Annotated in this window: 11 protein-coding genes; 5 read left to right on the top strand and 6 right to left on the bottom strand. The window is 58.5% G+C overall.

Translation table 11 applies throughout. The annotated features are described in order from the left end of the window. From AC1DN0_RS30870 to AC1DN0_RS30845, 6 genes are all read right to left on the bottom strand, one after another. A partial coding sequence (locus tag AC1DN0_RS30870) for a hypothetical protein (RefSeq protein WP_477146252.1) occupies window positions 1-534 on the bottom strand: 534 nt, incomplete at its 3' end. A gap of 63 nt (window positions 535-597) precedes the next feature. Then, window positions 598-3,696, bottom strand: a complete 3,099-nt coding sequence (locus AC1DN0_RS30865) for a type III restriction-modification system endonuclease (RefSeq protein ID WP_477142915.1) — start codon at window positions 3,694-3,696, stop codon at window positions 598-600. A gap of 10 nt (window positions 3,697-3,706) precedes the next feature. Further along, entirely contained in the window at window positions 3,707-5,587 is a 1,881-nt protein-coding gene (locus AC1DN0_RS30860) for a site-specific DNA-methyltransferase (protein WP_477142916.1), read from the bottom strand. 23 nt (window positions 5,588-5,610) lie between these two features. Further along, complete coding sequence (locus AC1DN0_RS30855) at window positions 5,611-6,288, bottom strand: DUF4391 domain-containing protein (protein WP_477146251.1); 678 nt, start codon at window positions 6,286-6,288, stop codon at window positions 5,611-5,613. Beyond that, on the bottom strand, window positions 6,285-9,554 hold the full coding sequence (locus tag AC1DN0_RS30850) for a helicase-related protein (protein ID WP_477146250.1): 3,270 nt from the start codon (window positions 9,552-9,554) through the stop codon (window positions 6,285-6,287). The genes AC1DN0_RS30855 and AC1DN0_RS30850 overlap by 4 nt, the downstream gene beginning before the upstream one ends. After that, the gene (locus tag AC1DN0_RS30845) at window positions 9,554-10,450 is read right to left on the bottom strand and encodes a WYL domain-containing protein (protein ID WP_477143113.1); all 897 of its coding nucleotides are present in this window, start codon (window positions 10,448-10,450) and stop codon (window positions 9,554-9,556) included. The genes AC1DN0_RS30850 and AC1DN0_RS30845 overlap by 1 nt, the downstream gene beginning before the upstream one ends. 777 nt (window positions 10,451-11,227) lie before the next feature. Between AC1DN0_RS30845 and AC1DN0_RS30840 the strand changes: the two genes are divergently transcribed. The 5 genes from AC1DN0_RS30840 to AC1DN0_RS30820 all read left to right on the top strand — a co-directional run bounded on the left by AC1DN0_RS30840 (window position 11,228) and on the right by AC1DN0_RS30820 (window position 15,708). After that, window positions 11,228-11,683: a hypothetical protein gene (locus AC1DN0_RS30840; protein ID WP_477143080.1), complete on the top strand. Its 456-nt coding sequence runs from the start codon at window positions 11,228-11,230 to the stop codon at window positions 11,681-11,683. Window positions 11,684-11,794: 111 nt separating this feature from the next. After that, window positions 11,795-12,760, top strand: a complete 966-nt coding sequence (locus AC1DN0_RS30835; protein ID WP_477143081.1) for a DUF932 domain-containing protein — start codon at window positions 11,795-11,797, stop codon at window positions 12,758-12,760. A 76-nt stretch (window positions 12,761-12,836) separates the two neighbouring features. After that, window positions 12,837-13,835 carry a YqaJ viral recombinase family nuclease gene (locus AC1DN0_RS30830; RefSeq protein ID WP_477143082.1) on the top strand — a complete coding sequence of 333 codons (999 nt, stop codon included), beginning with the start codon at window positions 12,837-12,839 and terminating at the stop codon, window positions 13,833-13,835. Window positions 13,836-13,849: 14 nt separating this feature from the next. Then, the gene (locus AC1DN0_RS30825) at window positions 13,850-14,764 is read left to right on the top strand and encodes a recombination directionality factor (RefSeq protein ID WP_477143083.1); all 915 of its coding nucleotides are present in this window, start codon (window positions 13,850-13,852) and stop codon (window positions 14,762-14,764) included. After that, the gene (locus tag AC1DN0_RS30820; protein WP_477143084.1) at window positions 14,761-15,708 is read left to right on the top strand and encodes a hypothetical protein; all 948 of its coding nucleotides are present in this window, start codon (window positions 14,761-14,763) and stop codon (window positions 15,706-15,708) included. Before AC1DN0_RS30825 ends, AC1DN0_RS30820 begins: the two co-directional genes overlap by 4 nt. Window positions 15,709-15,785 lie beyond the last annotated feature (77 nt).

The following is a 15,785-nucleotide window of genomic DNA, read 5'->3' as shown; positions in this document are numbered from 1 at the left end:
GTGATCGCCTGACTTAACTTGCTCCTTCGATAGCGCCTTCACACAGCGCTTATGCCCCTCAGTCACGATGTTGAGTTCATAGAGCTGCCAGCCAGCGACCAGCAAGAAAGGATTCATCAGAATCTGCCCCGATCGATAAGTGATGACGAACATCAGCACGATGAAGAGTAAAAAGCCGAAAAATTTCCCGTCAACTCCCAAGTCGAGCCCCATGAAAGAAACGACATAGGGGAATACGTAGTTAATGAGATCATTCGGGATCGACTTCGAGTCAATGACCTCAAGTCTTGAATAGCCCGACAGGTTCTGCATCAGGATCATGAAGATGACGAGGCTCACAGCGCAAATCCCGAGCAGGCCAAGAGCCCGCTCCGGATTCGCAAGCTCAGGAAGATAGCAGGAGGACATCTCCGTAATCTTGCACAGCGGAGCCTTCCAAGAAGACTCCTTGACATCTTGGATCAGCAGGATCAGGCTCAACGGAAAGTAAGAACCGAGGAACAAGATCAGCGCGGGGAGAAGTCGCATTTCCATCTTAAAGCCCACTCAGGTGCATGGTCCATCTAGATAGAACATAGAGGACCCTCGCTCCACTCATCACTTCACCAATTCCATCAGCTTGCCAAAGCTGTTCACCACGTCGTACTTCACGTTCTCGGGGGCGTACTTCTTGTTGATCTCGTCGAAGAACTTACGGGCACACTTGATCTTGGTTTTCTCGATCTCATTTAGCACCATCGACGACATGGAGCCCTTGGTCTCAGCCACGAAATACACGTGTTTGACCGTACCTTCCTTGAACGACACGGCCCAGTCGGGGTTGTAGTCGCCAACGGGGGTGGGGATCAGGAAGCCGCGAGGCAATTTGGCGTAGACGACGACTTCAGTACAGGTATCGAGCTCCTTCACAAAATCCCGCTCAATACCGGAATCAGTGATCACGTAGTCGTAGATATGCCGCTTGAGCTTGTCTCCAGCCTTGCTGAAGTCCTGCTTGGTCTGGCCTGCGGTGAAGATGTCGAGGTCGAACTTGTCCCCAACCGAGTCGTAGGCCAAGTGTTCGATGATCATCGTTGCCTTCTGCTCGTTGATCAGCCGAACGGCCTCGGCAATGAAGCTTTCCGGATTGGTTCGGAACTGCGTAAACACGGCGACGCTGATCCCTTTGAGGATGTCTGCCGTCGTGCGTCGGGTCAGCTGCGTGCCTTCGGCGATCTTGCCGATCAGGTCGTACTTCACCGCGGAGTGAATCGAATGCACATTCTTTTCTGTCTCGGTCGCCTTGAGCACGAAGGCTTCGCCATCTTTTAGCCCGTCATAGGTCACCAGTGCAGCCTGCTCGCCGCTCTGAATCGTGTACTGCAATGGCGTCACGCGAAGGCTCTTGTCCAGTTCGGTGACGGCCTTCGTGACCAACTCCCCTGAATCAAAGCCAACGCTGTAGGCCGCCTTGCGATTGATCCGGTTCCACAGCTCCTTGAACTCCTGCTTGTCGAAGTTGCCGTTGAGCGGGTTCTTCTTCGGGCGACGGTCGTCGCTGATGTCAAACATCTGGCTGTCGCTGAAGACGCTGTCGATCAGCTGGTATACCTGCTCGGCATGGGCCTGCAGTTCCGGCGGGAGCGGAGCCAACGAGCCGTCCTTCTTGGCCTCATGGTACGCGCTGGTGATGCGATCCGCCCCGTCGCTGTAGTCGTTCTTGATCAGGTACTTGTAGATCTGCTTGGCCAATTGCGGCGTGACCTCGACATCGCCCGCCGCGGTCTTGAGCACCTTGCCGGTGAAATAGGCTTCGTCGGCCACCTTGGGGCGGGCCGACAGGGAGTCACTGATGTCCTTCTGCAGCGCAGAGACGAAGTCTTTGTAGCTTTCACTGGCTACGACGGTCAGCACGTTGACGTCATGGACGATGGCAGGGTGATCCATCCGGTCGCCGCTCTGATTCACGGACAAGCGCAGACCTCGGCCCACCTCCTGACGCCGCGAAATGGTGTTGTCGCTGTGCTTGAGGGCGCAGATAACGAACACGTTCGGATTGTCCCAACCTTCACGCAGGGCGGAATGCGAAAAGATGAAGCGCACCGGCTCAGCGAGCGACAGCAGCCGTTCCTTGTCCTTCAGGATCAAGTCGTAGGCGTCCACGTCATCGGCCTCGGTGGCCTTCTTGCCCATCTCCGGATCAATGAGACGTTTGGTCTTCTTGTCGATGGAGAAGTAACCGCTGTGCGTCCTGGACGCATCAATCCCCTTGAGGTACTTGATATAAGCGGTTTCGTCCAAATCCAGCACCTCGTTCAGGTACTGGCTGTACTCTTCTTCGAAAATTCGCGCGTAGTCGCCATTTTTGTCTGCCGAAGAGTAGTCGCGGTACTTGGCCACTTCGTCGATGAAGAACAAGGTCAGCACTTTGATGCCTTGCTGGAACAAGGCCAGCTCTTTATCGAAGTGCGCCTTGATGGCTTCCCGAATCTGAATGCGGCGGAGCGCCGCTTCGTTCACGTCGCCAGCGGCTTCACCTACGAAGAGCTCAACGCCGTTGGTAAAGCCCAAGGTATCGCTGTTGGCGTTGATGTCCGATACGACGTAGCCACGGTATTGATCCAGCTCGTTCGACTCGACAAACAAGTTATCGCCCTTTGAGAGCTTGCGCACGATGCGTTTTATTTCGCCACTCTTCAGCTTCTGCTCGAATTCGACGCGCGCCTCGGGCGGCTTCTTGGTCGAAATCTCGATGGACTGCAGGTACAGGTAGGCATTGGTACCAGCCAGCCCCTTCACTGAGATACCGCGCACCGCAATCTTCTTAACTAGCTTCTGGTTGTAGGCGTCCAGCGCATCCAGGCGGTGGATCTTGTTGTGCGTGGTCTTGTGCGTGGCCGAATAGCGAAGCACCATCAGCGCCTTGAATTCCTCCAAGGACTTCAGGGTCTGGGCACCCTCCATCTTTTGGGGCTCGTCCAGGATCAAAATCGGGCGGTTGGCACTGATCACATCAATCGGACGACGCGACTGGAAGTCATCCAGCTCCTCATAGATGCGGCGGGCGTCCTTGCCCGTGGCGTTGAAGGCCTGCACGTTGATTACCATCACATTGATGCCGGCGTCGGACGAAAAGCTTTCGAGTTCGTGCGGTTGCTTGGAGTTGTAGATGAAGAAACGAGCCTTCTTGTGGTACGTCTCGAGGAAGTGATCGGCCGTGATTTCCAGCGACTTGGCCACGCCTTCACGGATGGCAATGCTGGGCACCACGATGATGAACTTACTCCAGCCGTATTGCTTGTTCAGCTCGAAGATGGTTTTGATATAGCAGTAGGTCTTGCCCGTCCCGGTCTCCATTTCGATGTCGAGGTGCAGGCGAGATACCGCTTTGGCGGTGGCCTTGTATTGAGTCGTTACTGGAATACGCTCACCGTTGCCATTGATCGTATAAAAGTCAGTCAGTGAACTTGATAGCGGCAGATTCTGCTGGTGCTGAACCTGAGTGATGTTTTCCAGCAGCGTGACATCCGTCAGTTTCAAATCGGCGTTCTTGAACCCTGCTTCTGCGAATAGATCTTCGACCCCTTTCTTAGCCTTGCCCGGGTCGATGCGATAGCTGATGGCTTCGGCAGCAGCTACCGGTTGGCCATTGAAGCAATCCACCACGGCTTGTACAGCTGCTGTCTGATAGGCCTGGGTCTTGAATTTCAGTTTCATTGCCAGCCCCTCAGATGCACTTGACTTCGGTGGTAGGCGATAGCAACTTGAAGATTTGCTCGACGTTGATCTTGACCGCGCTGTCCTTGAACCCGGCATCGCGGAACACCACGCGCAGCGGCTGGTGCTTTGCCAGTTCCTTGACGAAGTCTTCATCGATACCGCCGTTCCCGTCGAAGCCGGCGGCCAGAGCGTTGCCATCGACAAAGAACACGTCCTTGCCTTGGATGGCTTGCTTGACGATGGGCAGCGCCAGGTCGACCCCCCAGTCCAGCATCACCTGGAACAGCAGGTCTTCTTGGGTGCGGTCGGGCTTGATGTTGTCGACGAACAGATCAATGTTCGCCTTATCCATGGCATCCGGCGAGTAATAGACGTCAGCCATATTAGATGCATCGACCTTCAGAACCCGGAACCCTATGTCCTTGTTCCATGCGTCGTTGCATTCGTTATCAAGAACCCGCTTACCTGCTCTGCGGATACGCTCTTTTCCAATCTCTGCGATGCTGCTGAAGCCAGCCTTTTTCGCCTCGGACGATTCGTCGCACACCTCGGGAAATTGGACAGCAATAAACCTGAATGCTGTGCCTTGAAGTGCATTCTTGTTGAGTACGGCTTGGGCAAATGAGCACGACCCGGCAAAAAAATCCATGACTATTCCACTGCTTCCGCAGTAGCCTAGAAATTCCTCAAGCAACTCGCTCGGCTTGGGAAAAGTAAAAACTTTGCCGTTGCCAAATAACTCCTCAATTTCTCCGGTGCCTTTTTGCGTGTAGGGACCTTCCAGGACCGAGTAGGGCTTTGCTCCCCGCGTGACCCCTTCTTCATCCTTCAAATATTGCTTGTAATCAACAGTCCAGCCGTCTGGCTTTTTCGTGAACACCAGCCCATCTTTGCTAAGAGCATCCTTAACGCGATCTTCCGACCATTGCCACTGCTTCTCTGGCCAAATTTCTTCACCATCTTTTACGATGGCGTATCGGAGATTGGGCCTCGCATCCATTGAATTTGTTGCCAGAGGCTGCTTTCTGTAGGGGCCCCTAAGATCAAAGTTTGAGTCTTTGAATTTGTAATACTTGAGAACATCATCCTTGGGTGGTAACGCTAGAAACCCAATGCTCTCTTTCTGTCTCGCGTAAATCAGAACATACTCATGAAGCCTGACCACATGTTTTGATTTAGCGCCGCCTCCGTACGATTTCTTCCAAACAACCTGAGCGACGAAATTTTCCTCCCCAAATATTTCGTCGCATAGATGACGCAAGTTTGCAGCCTCGCCGTCATCAATGCTGACAAACAGCAATCCATCTTCTGACAGCAGTGTTCTTGCCAAGCGAAGTCGGGAATAAATCATGGATAGCCAGTCCGAATGAAACCTTCCATTGGCCTCCGTATTGACTACCAATCTATTGCCTGCTTCGTCTTTCTGATTGGATCTGATGAAAAATTCATTAGAATCTTCTGCGAAATCGTCCTCGTACACAAAGTCGTTCCCGGTGTTGTATGGCGGGTCGATGTAGATCATCTTGACCTTGCCCAGGTACGTTTCCTGCATAAGCTTCAGTGCATCAAGGTTGTCACCCTCGATGAACAGATTTTTCGTGGCTTCGAAGTCCACGCTTTCTTCACGACACGGGCGTAGCGTCTTCGCAATCGGCGCATTGGCCGTCAACAGCGCCTCGCGCTTGCCCGGCCAGTTCAGGTGGTAGCGCTCCTGCGGGCCTTCGACAATCGATTCGGAAAGCTCCTGGCGCAGCTGGTCAAAGTCAACCGCCAGCTTCACGCAGCCATCCTCTCCCTCGGCCTCGGTCACGCAACCCGGAAACAGCTCGCAGATGCGGGCAATGTTGTCTTGCGTGAGATTGGGAGAATGCATTTTAAGTTGATCCATATTCTTTTCCTTGGCTCGCGCGTTCAGCGGCTCAATTGTTCAAGTTCATGTTTTAGTTGCCGCAAGGTCGCGTTGATCTCCACCTTGCGGTTGAATTGCTTTTCCTTGGCCAGTTTGCTGGCGGTTTTTTCGACCTCGCGGCGTTTGGCCGCAGCCAGCTCCACGCGGGCCACCAAGTCAGCTAACGATTCCTTTGGGCGGGCGGGCAGCGGCATCAATCGGTGCAGCAACTGCTCATACAGGCTGGCCAGATCCAGCGCCAGCGGCATCGCAGCGCGCTCGCTGCTGGCGGGCAGCCATTCCGTCGCAAAATAGTCGTTCAACACCCAGCGGCTGGCGTCTGATTCATTCGGGCGCTTGTAGGCTGYGACGACCTGCGTTTTGCCGTCAAAGCTCACCTCGAAAACGATGGGGAACTGCACAGCTCCATCAATGCAACGCAGCACGTCCAGATTGAGCTCTGGCGTCTTGAGCTGGATGGCAAAGACTTGAACCTCTGGCACGCCGGGTTTGGCGGGCAGGTTGATCGTTTCTGGGGCAAGCTTGTATTGCCAGACGACCTGCTCTACCTGCTCCACGAACAGGTCCTTCAGCCGCGTGTTGGCACCGCTGTGCTCGTAGATCTTATTCTTGGGCAGGTTGCGCCCAAAAGTGGCCTGCTTGGGGTAGCTGATGAAGGCGGGATGGGTGGGCAGGCTCATCCGACCTCCTGAATCACGAGGAAGGTGATTAGCTCGAAGTCGTCCAGCCCGGCGATTGGGTTCACAAGCGCGGTCGTTTTTCCGCCGCTAAACAGGCTGTCCAGATCCTTCTCTTCCTTCACCTCGATCATCGAGCGGATGGTCTTGCCGAGCAGGTCGGAGTAGACCTGCATCTTTCGGCCGTCTGCCGTTTCTTTGTTGAACAGGCGGCAGGCATCCGGAATGGGCTGGGCTTGCCCCTTGCAGCAGCTACGCACCAGATCAAGCAGACGCTTGACCTCAGTGTGGTCGTGGATGACCTCACCCTCACTGTTGATGTAGACGAGGTAGTAAGGGTGCAACCGGTTCTGTTGATCGATGTTGACGCGGTGGTTGCGGTTTCGCAGCGTAAAAATTACGCCAGGGCGGAGTCCGAGTTCGGGCTTAGCTGGCACCACGGCATGCATCCCGCTGGGCACGTTGTTCAACTCACCGTTGGCCTTGACGTAGTTGAGCAAGTCCATGCGAAAATCATTGAGCCCCAGGTCGGTTATCGACACGCCGGTTTTCAGGTCTTCCAGCTCGATCACTTCTTCTTGCAGGCGGCGCAACTGCTCTTTGCGGTACGACACGTCGTTGGCCTGGGCGCTCAGCACGTTGTCGTCGCCGGTGGCCGAAACGTCGGCAATCATCATCCGGCTCTCAACTCGTTCCTTGAGGTTGATGTACTCGTCGAGCGAGATGTCTGGCCAGTAATTGACCAACTGGATGCTGCTATTGGGTGAACCGATGCGGTCCACCCGGCCGAAGCGCTGGATGATGCGCACCGGGTTCCAGTGGATGTCGTAGTTGATCAGGTAGTCGCAGTCCTGCAGATTCTGGCCCTCGGAGATGCAGTCGGTACCGATCAACAAGTCGATCTCTGCCGGTTCGTTCGGCAGCACGACGGCTTTCTCTTTGGCGCGCGGCGAGAAGAGGGTGAGCAACTCCTGGAAGTCATAGCTCTTCTTGAGCGTGGACTTCGGCGCACCCTTGCCAGTGACCTTGGCGCTGTGCAGGGTCTGTGCGGCCAGCAACTCCGGTGCCAAATTGGCGTACAAGTAATCAGCGGTGTCAGCGAAGGCGGTGAAGATCAGCACCTTCTTGTTGCCTGGGTTCAGCGGCGCGGCAATCTTTCCGAGTACAAGCGATTTCAGGTGCTGCAACTTGGCATCGTCGGCAGGCGCGATCTTGTTCATCGACGCCAACAGAGCGTCGATGATCTCCAGATCGACCTTCAGCTCGTGCTCCCAAGAAGGCAAGTCCATGTCCGCGAGGCTGATCTTGACCTTGCCACCGATCTCGTTGTCGCCAATGGCGGGCAGGTCATCGTCTTCCGCGTCGAGGTCCTCCAGCTGATCGGTCAGGTCATCGATGCTGGCAACGTTGCCGGTCTGATTGAAGACGCTGATCTTGGCCAGCGTGTTCGCGTGGTTCGCACGCAGAGACTGGAGCGTCAAGCGGAAGGACTCAATCGAGCTTTCAAGCCGCTTGAGCAGGTTGGTCGTCATCAACGCCTGCAGGCTCTTTTCGCGGTCGGCCTGCTTGAGCTTGCCTTTGCCGGCGACCTGCGTGTCGTACATCTCCTCGTACTTCTTGAGTCGACTGGGCAGGATGTAGCTGATGGGGGCGTAAACAGCGAGCTTGAGCAGGGACAGTTGCTCGAAGATCTCGTTGAAACTCATCACGTCCGTTCGCTGCGTGAGCGGGCTGTGGAACGACAAGGGTTTGCGGCGCTCGGGGAATTGGCCGATGTCCTTGGTATCGTAGAAGGTCTGGATGTGCTTGCGAGAGCGCGCGATGGTGACGCTGTCGAGTAGTTCGAAGAAGTCGAAGTCCAACGTGTCCAAGATGGCGCGAGCGGTGCGCTCTTCTGGCGGGAGCTTTGCCCAAGCGTTGAAGCTGGCCTGCGCACCACGGAAGATGTCCTCTACCGACTTGCCGGTGCGCAACTTCTTGCTAAGGTTCTCGGAGTCCCCCTCGTAGGCCAGTGCCAGTTGATTGCGCAGGTCATTGAAGCGGTTGTTCACCGGGGTGGCCGAAAGCATCAGCACCTTGGTTTTTACCCCCTCCTTGATGACCTTGTTCATCAGCTTCTGGTAACGAGTCTCCTTGTCCTTGTAGGCGTCGTTGTTGCGGAAGTTGTGCGACTCGTCGATGACGACGAGGTCGTAGTTGCCCCAGTTGATGCGGTTCAGCGGCGTGCCGAATGACTCGCCGCTGGTGCGGCTAAGGTCGGTATGGCAAAGCACGTCGTAGTTGAACCGGTCGCGGGCAAAGATGTTCGTCTTGAGGTTGCGGTTGTAGTTCAGCCAATTGTCCGCCAGCTTTTTTGGGCAGAGGACCAGCACCGAGCGGTTGCGCAGCTCGTAATACTTGACCACGGCCAAGGCCGTGAACGTCTTGCCCAAGCCGACGCTGTCCGCCAGGATGCAGCCGCTGTAGGTCTCGAGCTTGTTGATGATCCCGGTGGCCGCATCCTTCTGATAGTTGAATAACTTGTTCCAGATGAGGGTGTCCTGGTAGCCCGTGCGATTGTTGGGTAGGACGTCCTCATCGATGTCGTCCAGGAACTCGTTGAAGATGTTGTAGAGCATCAAAAAGTAAATGCTCTCGGGCGAGTTTTCCTGGTACACCGACGCAATGTGATCGCAGATCTGCGCGGTCACATCTTCCAGCTTTTCGGGGTCGTGCCAGATCTGATCGAACAGACTGAGGTAGGTCGCCGTGAAGGTCGACTCGTCCATCTTGTTGACAAGATTGGAGACAGCGTTGCCTTGCTGGTAGCCGAGGTCGACGGCGGTAAAGCCGTGCAATGGCATATAGGCGGTGTCCGTGGCCGCAGCCTGCACACAAGCGAACTGCTGCATAGGAGCCTTGCTGCGATTGGACTTGAAGGTCGCCTTGCGTCGCATCCAGTCGGCGCATTCTTTTGCAATCGCGCGTTGGGTCAGCTTGTTGCGGAGCTGAATCTCGAACTCACTCCCATACAGGCTCCGTTCCCGGTCAGCCTTGGGAATGTGGAACTCCTTGCGCTCCTTGCGAATCTTGTCGGTGACCTCGTTGGCGACGAAGGTTGGCGAGGTGAAGATGAAGTTCAGTTCGTCAATCTTTTCCAGCTCTGCCTTCAGCGCTTCGAACGCGTACATCGAAAAGCAGGAGGCCGCGATCTTCAGGCGGGCACCGGGCTTGATCGTCTGTTTGAGGTCGTCGCCGAGCAGGCGGTTGATGTTGTCGATGAGTTCCATCAAGAATCCGCCTTTGGGGACACGGTGTAGCCAGGAGCAAGCAGCGCGTTCTTCACGCCGTAAAGCGCCAGATGGTCTTTGAGCCACAGGCGGTATTCGGGGCCACGCAGATGGTGATCGGGTGAGCAGTCGACGCTCCAGCGCCTAAGCATGTATCCCGCCGTAGCAGCCCGAAGCTTCAGTGCCAGCACACCGCCCGTGAAGCTGTAGTCGCGCACAGTGATTTCAGGCCTAGGCTGGTCTGGGTGGGGAACCAGCTCGATCTCGACAATCCGTGTCCACTGGATGTCGTCGTCGGGACGTTCGCCAACCTTGGCGTCTTCGTCGAGTGTCCTGGGCGCTTCGATCCGGGTGATGACAAAGTCGCGGAACTCTCCGGTCTTGCGGTCGAACGCTCGGACGTGCCAACGCAGGCCGCTGTCCACGAGAGCGAAGGGAACGATCACCCTTTCGGACTCCCCGCTGCTCACCGACTGGTAGTGGATCGCTACCGGACGTTTGGCGTGGATGGCTCGGCAGATTGGTGCCAGCACGTCCATGCAGGGGCGGCTCAGGACCGCAGGGAACTCGCAAGGCAAGAGCGGCTGCGAATCACCGTTCACGCCATCGCCAAATCCCAATGAGAGTGCCGACAGGACACGCTGGGGTGCGTGCTCGAAGACCGGCGCGAAACTCTTGCCTATTCGATAGATCTTGTTGCTACTGTCGAACTCGATGTTTTGGGGGGCGACCTCACGGTACAGGGCTAGGTCTCGTGTTGCACCCGCCGGTGCCACTCCGAAACGGCTGCTCAGATCAGGTCGTCCGATCTCCCCGATGAAGTACAGACGGAAGTCGATGTAGGCGAGCCGTTCTCGTTGTGCGTGGCTCAGGTTCTCGACGCGTTGGGGGTGCATGGTCGGGCGCTCCTCCACCGAGCAAAGGACGGATGGACCGAAACCAACTTCACGTTTGCTCATTAGGAGTCGCATCATGTAATCAAAATGAGGACATTATGCGTCTAGGCTCAGATTTGGGCAAGCGGCCAAATCGTCGAATCTACGGACGCAGGACCAAGGCGTGAGGTCACGCGAGCGTCCTTGAGGCCACTTCGTTTGCTGGCGCGGGCTTGGAGGCAGCTTGGAGGCAATCGGTTGTGGTTGGAGACCCGTATAGATGCGATGCGGCTACTGAAGGCATGAAGTTGCTGCACTTAAAAAATGAAAAATTCCTTCGGAACCGTGTCGTGCAGCCATAAGACCACCTCTTCAAGATGACGTCGTGCCGCCTTTGGCACTACGCTACGAAAGGAAGAAACATGACTACGAAGACATCGACTCCTTCTGTACCCACCACTCCGATGGCCGGAACTGCTGCTGCCCGTATCGAGAGTGCTACGGCCAAGGCCAATGGTGGCGCAGTATCCAAGGGAAGCCGGTGGGATATTCGACGAATGCTGAAGCAGCAATCTGCCTTCTGTTGATTCAAAGAATTTTTAACCATATATCACGCCATGGAGAGGGTGGAATGCCACCACTCCGGTCCGCTATTTGCCCTATCTATGGAGCCATCGTGATATCCAACAATTCCCCCTTTGAATACTTGCTTGCATTCACCCTGATCTTCTTGGTCGGCGCGCTCTGGGGCCGCCTGCGCTGCAGCAACCGTGACGCAGACCGCAAGGGGCAATCGGCATGATGACAACCTGTCCGCATTGCCAGTCGTCGCAAGTAGTGACCCGTAACCACGCACGCAAAGTTGGCGGCACCCTTGGCGCCATCGCGGGCGCCGCCAGCGGTTTTGCCGCTGCCATGAACGGCGCACGCATTGGCGGCACGCTCGGTGGCCGGATCGGCCTCATCGCCGGCCCTCCCGGCGCAGTCATGGGCACAGTCGCCGGGGCCATCCTCGGTGGCGTCCTGGGTGGAACGGCCGGCTGCTCGGCCGGTGCTACCTTGGGCGAGTTGATCGACGACAAGGTCCTGCACAACTACCGCTGCCTGGACTGCGGACACACGTTCGGGCAATCGTCGGTCGAGTCTCATGTCCGCCGGCGACCGTCCTTCGACGAATCCGATTCTGGTGGGTACACAGCCCATCCATTCGGTCTGAGCGAGGACGACGAGCCGTTTTCGCTGTCTCCCCGCTGATGCCGGCTGCGGGTTCATCCCTCGGCACCACCCTCCATACCTCCCCTTCACTTTACCCTCAGCCCGGCCCTTGCCGGGCTTTATGCACTCGTCTTTCCAAAGGAGCAAATCATGCACCTCGTTCAATCGATGGCCTATGTCGGCCAGCAACCGTGGCACGGCCTGGGTAACCGGCTTGGACCCAACCAGTCGGTCGATGTGTGGGCCGAGCGCGCCGGCATGAACTGGCGTATCGAGTCATCCGAAGTCCGATTCGTCACCGGCACGGCCGGCATCGGCGCCATTCACGCCTTCCCCGACCAGAAGGTGCTGTACCGGTCCGACACCAAGGCCCCGCTTTCGGTCGTTTCCAGCCGATTCCAGGTTGTCCAGCCATCGGAAATCCTGGAGTTCTATCGAGATCTGACTGAGGTAGGCGGATACGAGCTGGAAACTGCAGGCGTACTCAAATTCGGCAAGAAGCTGTGGGCGCTCGCCAAGACCGGCCAGACCGGCTCACTCAAGGGCAAGGACGCTGTGAACGGCTATCTGCTGCTCGCCACCGCCTGCGACGGCACGCTGGCGACGACGGCGCAGTTCACGTCGGTGCGCGTCGTCTGCAACAACACGCTCGCCATTGCGCTCGGCAACAGTACGGGGGCCGTCAAAGTACCGCACCGCAGCCAGTTCGACGGCCAGGCGGTCAAGCGACAGCTTGGCATCGCGGTCTCGTCATGGGATGCCTTCATGGTCCGCACCAAGGCTCTGGCGGAGCGCAAGGTTACCGAGTCGGCCGCCGAAGCGTTCTTCCGGCGCGTGCTGACCTATCCGGTCACTGCTTCCAGTGATCGCGACACCGTCGCCGTCAACGAGCGCGCCATCAAGACGGTCGGCCAGCTCTATGCCGGGCGCGGCAAGGGCGCGCAGTTGCCCTCCGCGTCGGGAACAGCCTGGGGCTTGCTCAACGCGGTGACCGAGTTCACCGATCACCACCGTCGCGCGCGYAGCGACGACCACCGGCGCGATGCCGCTTGGTTTGGCGCTGGCGCGTCGCTTAAGCAGAAAGCGTGGGATGAAGCTCTCAAGCTCGTGGTGTAGCCGCCCCTCCCTTCTTCCCTTACCTGTCGACCCGGTCGAGTTCGCTCATCGGGCCGCATCATTTTCTGGAGGCTGCATGAGTGCCCTCGAACCCGCGCAGGCCAGATCCTCCCGCCCTGCGCTCAAGCTGGTCAAGACAACGGATCTATCCCGCACCGACTGGCTGGCGGTACGCAGAACCGGCATTGGTGGATCGGATGCCGCCGCCGCGGTCGGCCTCAATCCCTACAAGAGCCAGCTCGAACTGTGGCTAGAGAAGACCGGCCGGGATGCCGATTTGCCGAAACCCGATCCGAACGATACGGCTGAACCGATCTACTGGGGCACCTTGCTGGAGCCCATCGTGGCAGCGGCGTATACCCAGCAGACAGGCCACCGCGTACGCAAGGTCAATGCCGTCCTGCAACACCCCACGATCCCCTTCATGCTCGCCAATCTGGATCGCGAAGTGGTCGGCGTGCCCGATGTGCAGATCCTGGAGTGCAAGACCGCGGGCGAGTTCGGCGCCCGGCACTGGCAGGACGGCGTGCCCGAGTACGTCCAGTTGCAGGTCCAACACCAGTTGACGGTCACCGGCAAGCGTGCCGCCGACGTGGCCGTGCTGCTGTGTGGCCAGAAGCTGGAAGTCCATCGGATCGAGCGGGACGATGACCTGATCGCCCGGCTGATCGCGCTGGAAGCCCAGTTCTGGCGCTACGTCGAGACCGACACCCCACCACCCGGAGACGGATCGGAGTCAGCCGACCGCGCGCTGCGATGCCTATACCCGAAGGATAGTGGCGGGACGGTGGATTTCTCGGAGCACCGCCAGATGTCAGCGGCGTTCGCCGATCTGGTTACCGTGCGCGCCGAGATCGACGCACGGGAACAGGTAGCAGCCAAGCTCAAGCAGACCCTCCAGCAAGCGATAGGCGACGCCTCGAGGGCGCTGTTCGAGACAGGCGAAGTCAGCTTCAGGCGCAGCAAGGACAGCGCCTCGACTGACCTGAAACGCCTGCAAGCCGAGCATCCGGATCTCGCCCAGCAGTACGCCATCCCTAAAGCCGGTGCCCGCCGTTTCCTCATTTATCCCTGATCACTGGAGTAACGATGCTCAAAGGACTCGCCATTACCCCGCCCGTCATCGGGCGCATTTCCATTGGCCGCGTGGTCGAGAAGAACGGCAAGCGCCTGCCGGAGAAGGACGACCAGTTCACGCTGACGACGCAGGTACAAAACCGCGACGGCTGGATGCTGCACCCGCTCAACGAATCGTTGCGCAAGGCCACGCCGGGCAAGCTGCGTTCGATCCCCGTACGGATGCTGTTCAATGACCCGAATCTGAATCTGCGCGCCGAATACTGCCTGTTCGACCGCGATACCGGGCGTCCCGTCTGCGTCGGCAACGGCGAGCGGTGCAAGCGAGTGGAGCAGGACGGCATTGCGATCCTGCCCTGCCCGTCGCCGGACGGCTGCCAGTTCGGTGGCCCCGGCGGCTGCAAGCCGTATGGGCGGCTCAACGTCATTGTGGGCAACGAAGACGAGCTAGGCTCCTTCGTGTTCCGCACGACGAGCTTCAACAGCATCAGAACACTCGCGGCGCGGCTGCTTTACTTCAGTGCGGTATCGGGCAACCGGCTGGCCTGCCTGGCGCTGGAGCTGAAGCTGCGCGGCAAGTCCACCACGCAGAGCTACCGGTCAGCGATTTACTACGTGGACCTGGGGATTCGGGCGGGCAGTTCGCTGGAAGCTACCCTCACCGAAGCGCGCGAGCTGGATGCACGGCGCAAGTCTGCCGGGTTCGACCAGGTGGGGCTGGACGCGGCAGCCAAGCAGGGTTTCAGCAACGGCACGTTCGAGGACAGTCCCGAGGAAGCTGCAGCGGTGGTTGAGGAATTCTTTCCCGAGGCCACGCACGATCGTTCGGCGTCAGGTGACGCCGGGAAGCCTGACGAGGCTAGACCGCCCGGCTTACGGGAAAAGCTGCAGCGCAAGGCCGCCCTGCTGGGCGGGACGGCGGCATGACGAGCATGAATCGCTGGACGTCCATGCTGGCGGCCGGTGCGACCGGCACCGCGCTCTGCCTGTCGGTGCTGGCCGGCTGGCAGCGCGGCGGTACGGTGGCGGAACGGCTGGTGTGGGTTGCGCTTGGCATCGTGTTAGTCGCCACTGCGCACCTGCTGCCCGCAGTGATCCGAGAATCCCCCACTGTCGTGCGCGTCGTGGGCGGTGTGCTGTGGCTCGCCTGCATCACAACCGCCTGCTACGGGCATGCGACGTTCTTCCTGCTAGCCCAGCGGCATGCCGGGGAACTGCGGTCGGCTGCCGTGTCTGTGAGTTCCCTCGCGCCAGCCGGCCGCAGCCTCACAGCAGTCATGGGGGAACGGGCCGAGGTCACGGCGCGACTGGCGACGGCCAATGCGCAGTACTGCACGGGCACCTGCACAACGCTGGGAGCCCGTCGGATCACGCTTGCCGCCAAGCTGGATGCGCTGGACGCCGAAGTCGACGACATTCGGCGCGGGCAAGCAGCGGAGGACAGGACTGTGAACCGACACGACGCCATGGCGACCGATCCGGTCACGGGGCGACTCGCGGCGCTACTCGGCACGACCGTCGCGCGCGTCGATCTGCTGTCGGGTCTCATCTTCGCGGCGGTACTGGAAGGGGTCGCTTGCCTGCTGTGGGCGATCGCGCTGCAACCCTGGCCGGCGCTGGGGGCTGCCGCAGCCGTCCCCCCAGTCACGGCGAGTCACGAGGCGGACGGCAGTCATCCACCGGATAACGATCCCGTCATCCCATTACCGGTTCGGAAATCAGCCAATCCCGACGTGACTCGGCTCGTGCAGGAAGTCGCGGCCGGACGACTCCGTCCAACCGTTGCCGACATCCGCCGTCACCTTGGCTGCTCGCAAGCCCGCGCCACTGCCCTGCGCCGTCAACTCGCCTCGCTCACCCCGACGGCATAAGCCGGGCATTCGCCCAGCACAGTCCTTTCCTTCTTCTTTCCCAATTGACGTGCCCATCCGGCCCCGCCGGAGGCCGA

The organism is Cupriavidus sp. 05N39 (assembly GCF_056397325.1).
The sequence above is the reverse complement of the archived record's forward strand: the minus strand, read 5'-3'. Positions and strand labels throughout refer to the sequence as shown.

Excerpts from the sequence above, each read along its gene's own strand:
- AC1DN0_RS30860 (WP_477142916.1), bottom strand. The coding sequence starts at position 5,587 with ATGGATCAACTTAAAATGCATTCTCCCAATCTCACGCAAGACAACATT.
- AC1DN0_RS30825 (WP_477143083.1), top strand. The coding sequence starts at position 13,850 with ATGCTCAAAGGACTCGCCATTACCCCGCCCGTCATCGGGCGCATTTCC.
- AC1DN0_RS30840 (WP_477143080.1), top strand. The coding sequence starts at position 11,228 with ATGATGACAACCTGTCCGCATTGCCAGTCGTCGCAAGTAGTGACCCGT.
- AC1DN0_RS30820 (WP_477143084.1), top strand. The coding sequence starts at position 14,761 with ATGACGAGCATGAATCGCTGGACGTCCATGCTGGCGGCCGGTGCGACC.
- AC1DN0_RS30830 (WP_477143082.1), top strand. The coding sequence starts at position 12,837 with ATGAGTGCCCTCGAACCCGCGCAGGCCAGATCCTCCCGCCCTGCGCTC.
- AC1DN0_RS30865 (WP_477142915.1), bottom strand. The coding sequence starts at position 3,696 with ATGAAACTGAAATTCAAGACCCAGGCCTATCAGACAGCAGCTGTACAA.
- AC1DN0_RS30845 (WP_477143113.1), bottom strand. The coding sequence starts at position 10,450 with ATGCACCCCCAACGCGTCGAGAACCTGAGCCACGCACAACGAGAACGG.
- AC1DN0_RS30850 (WP_477146250.1), bottom strand. The coding sequence starts at position 9,554 with ATGGAACTCATCGACAACATCAACCGCCTGCTCGGCGACGACCTCAAA.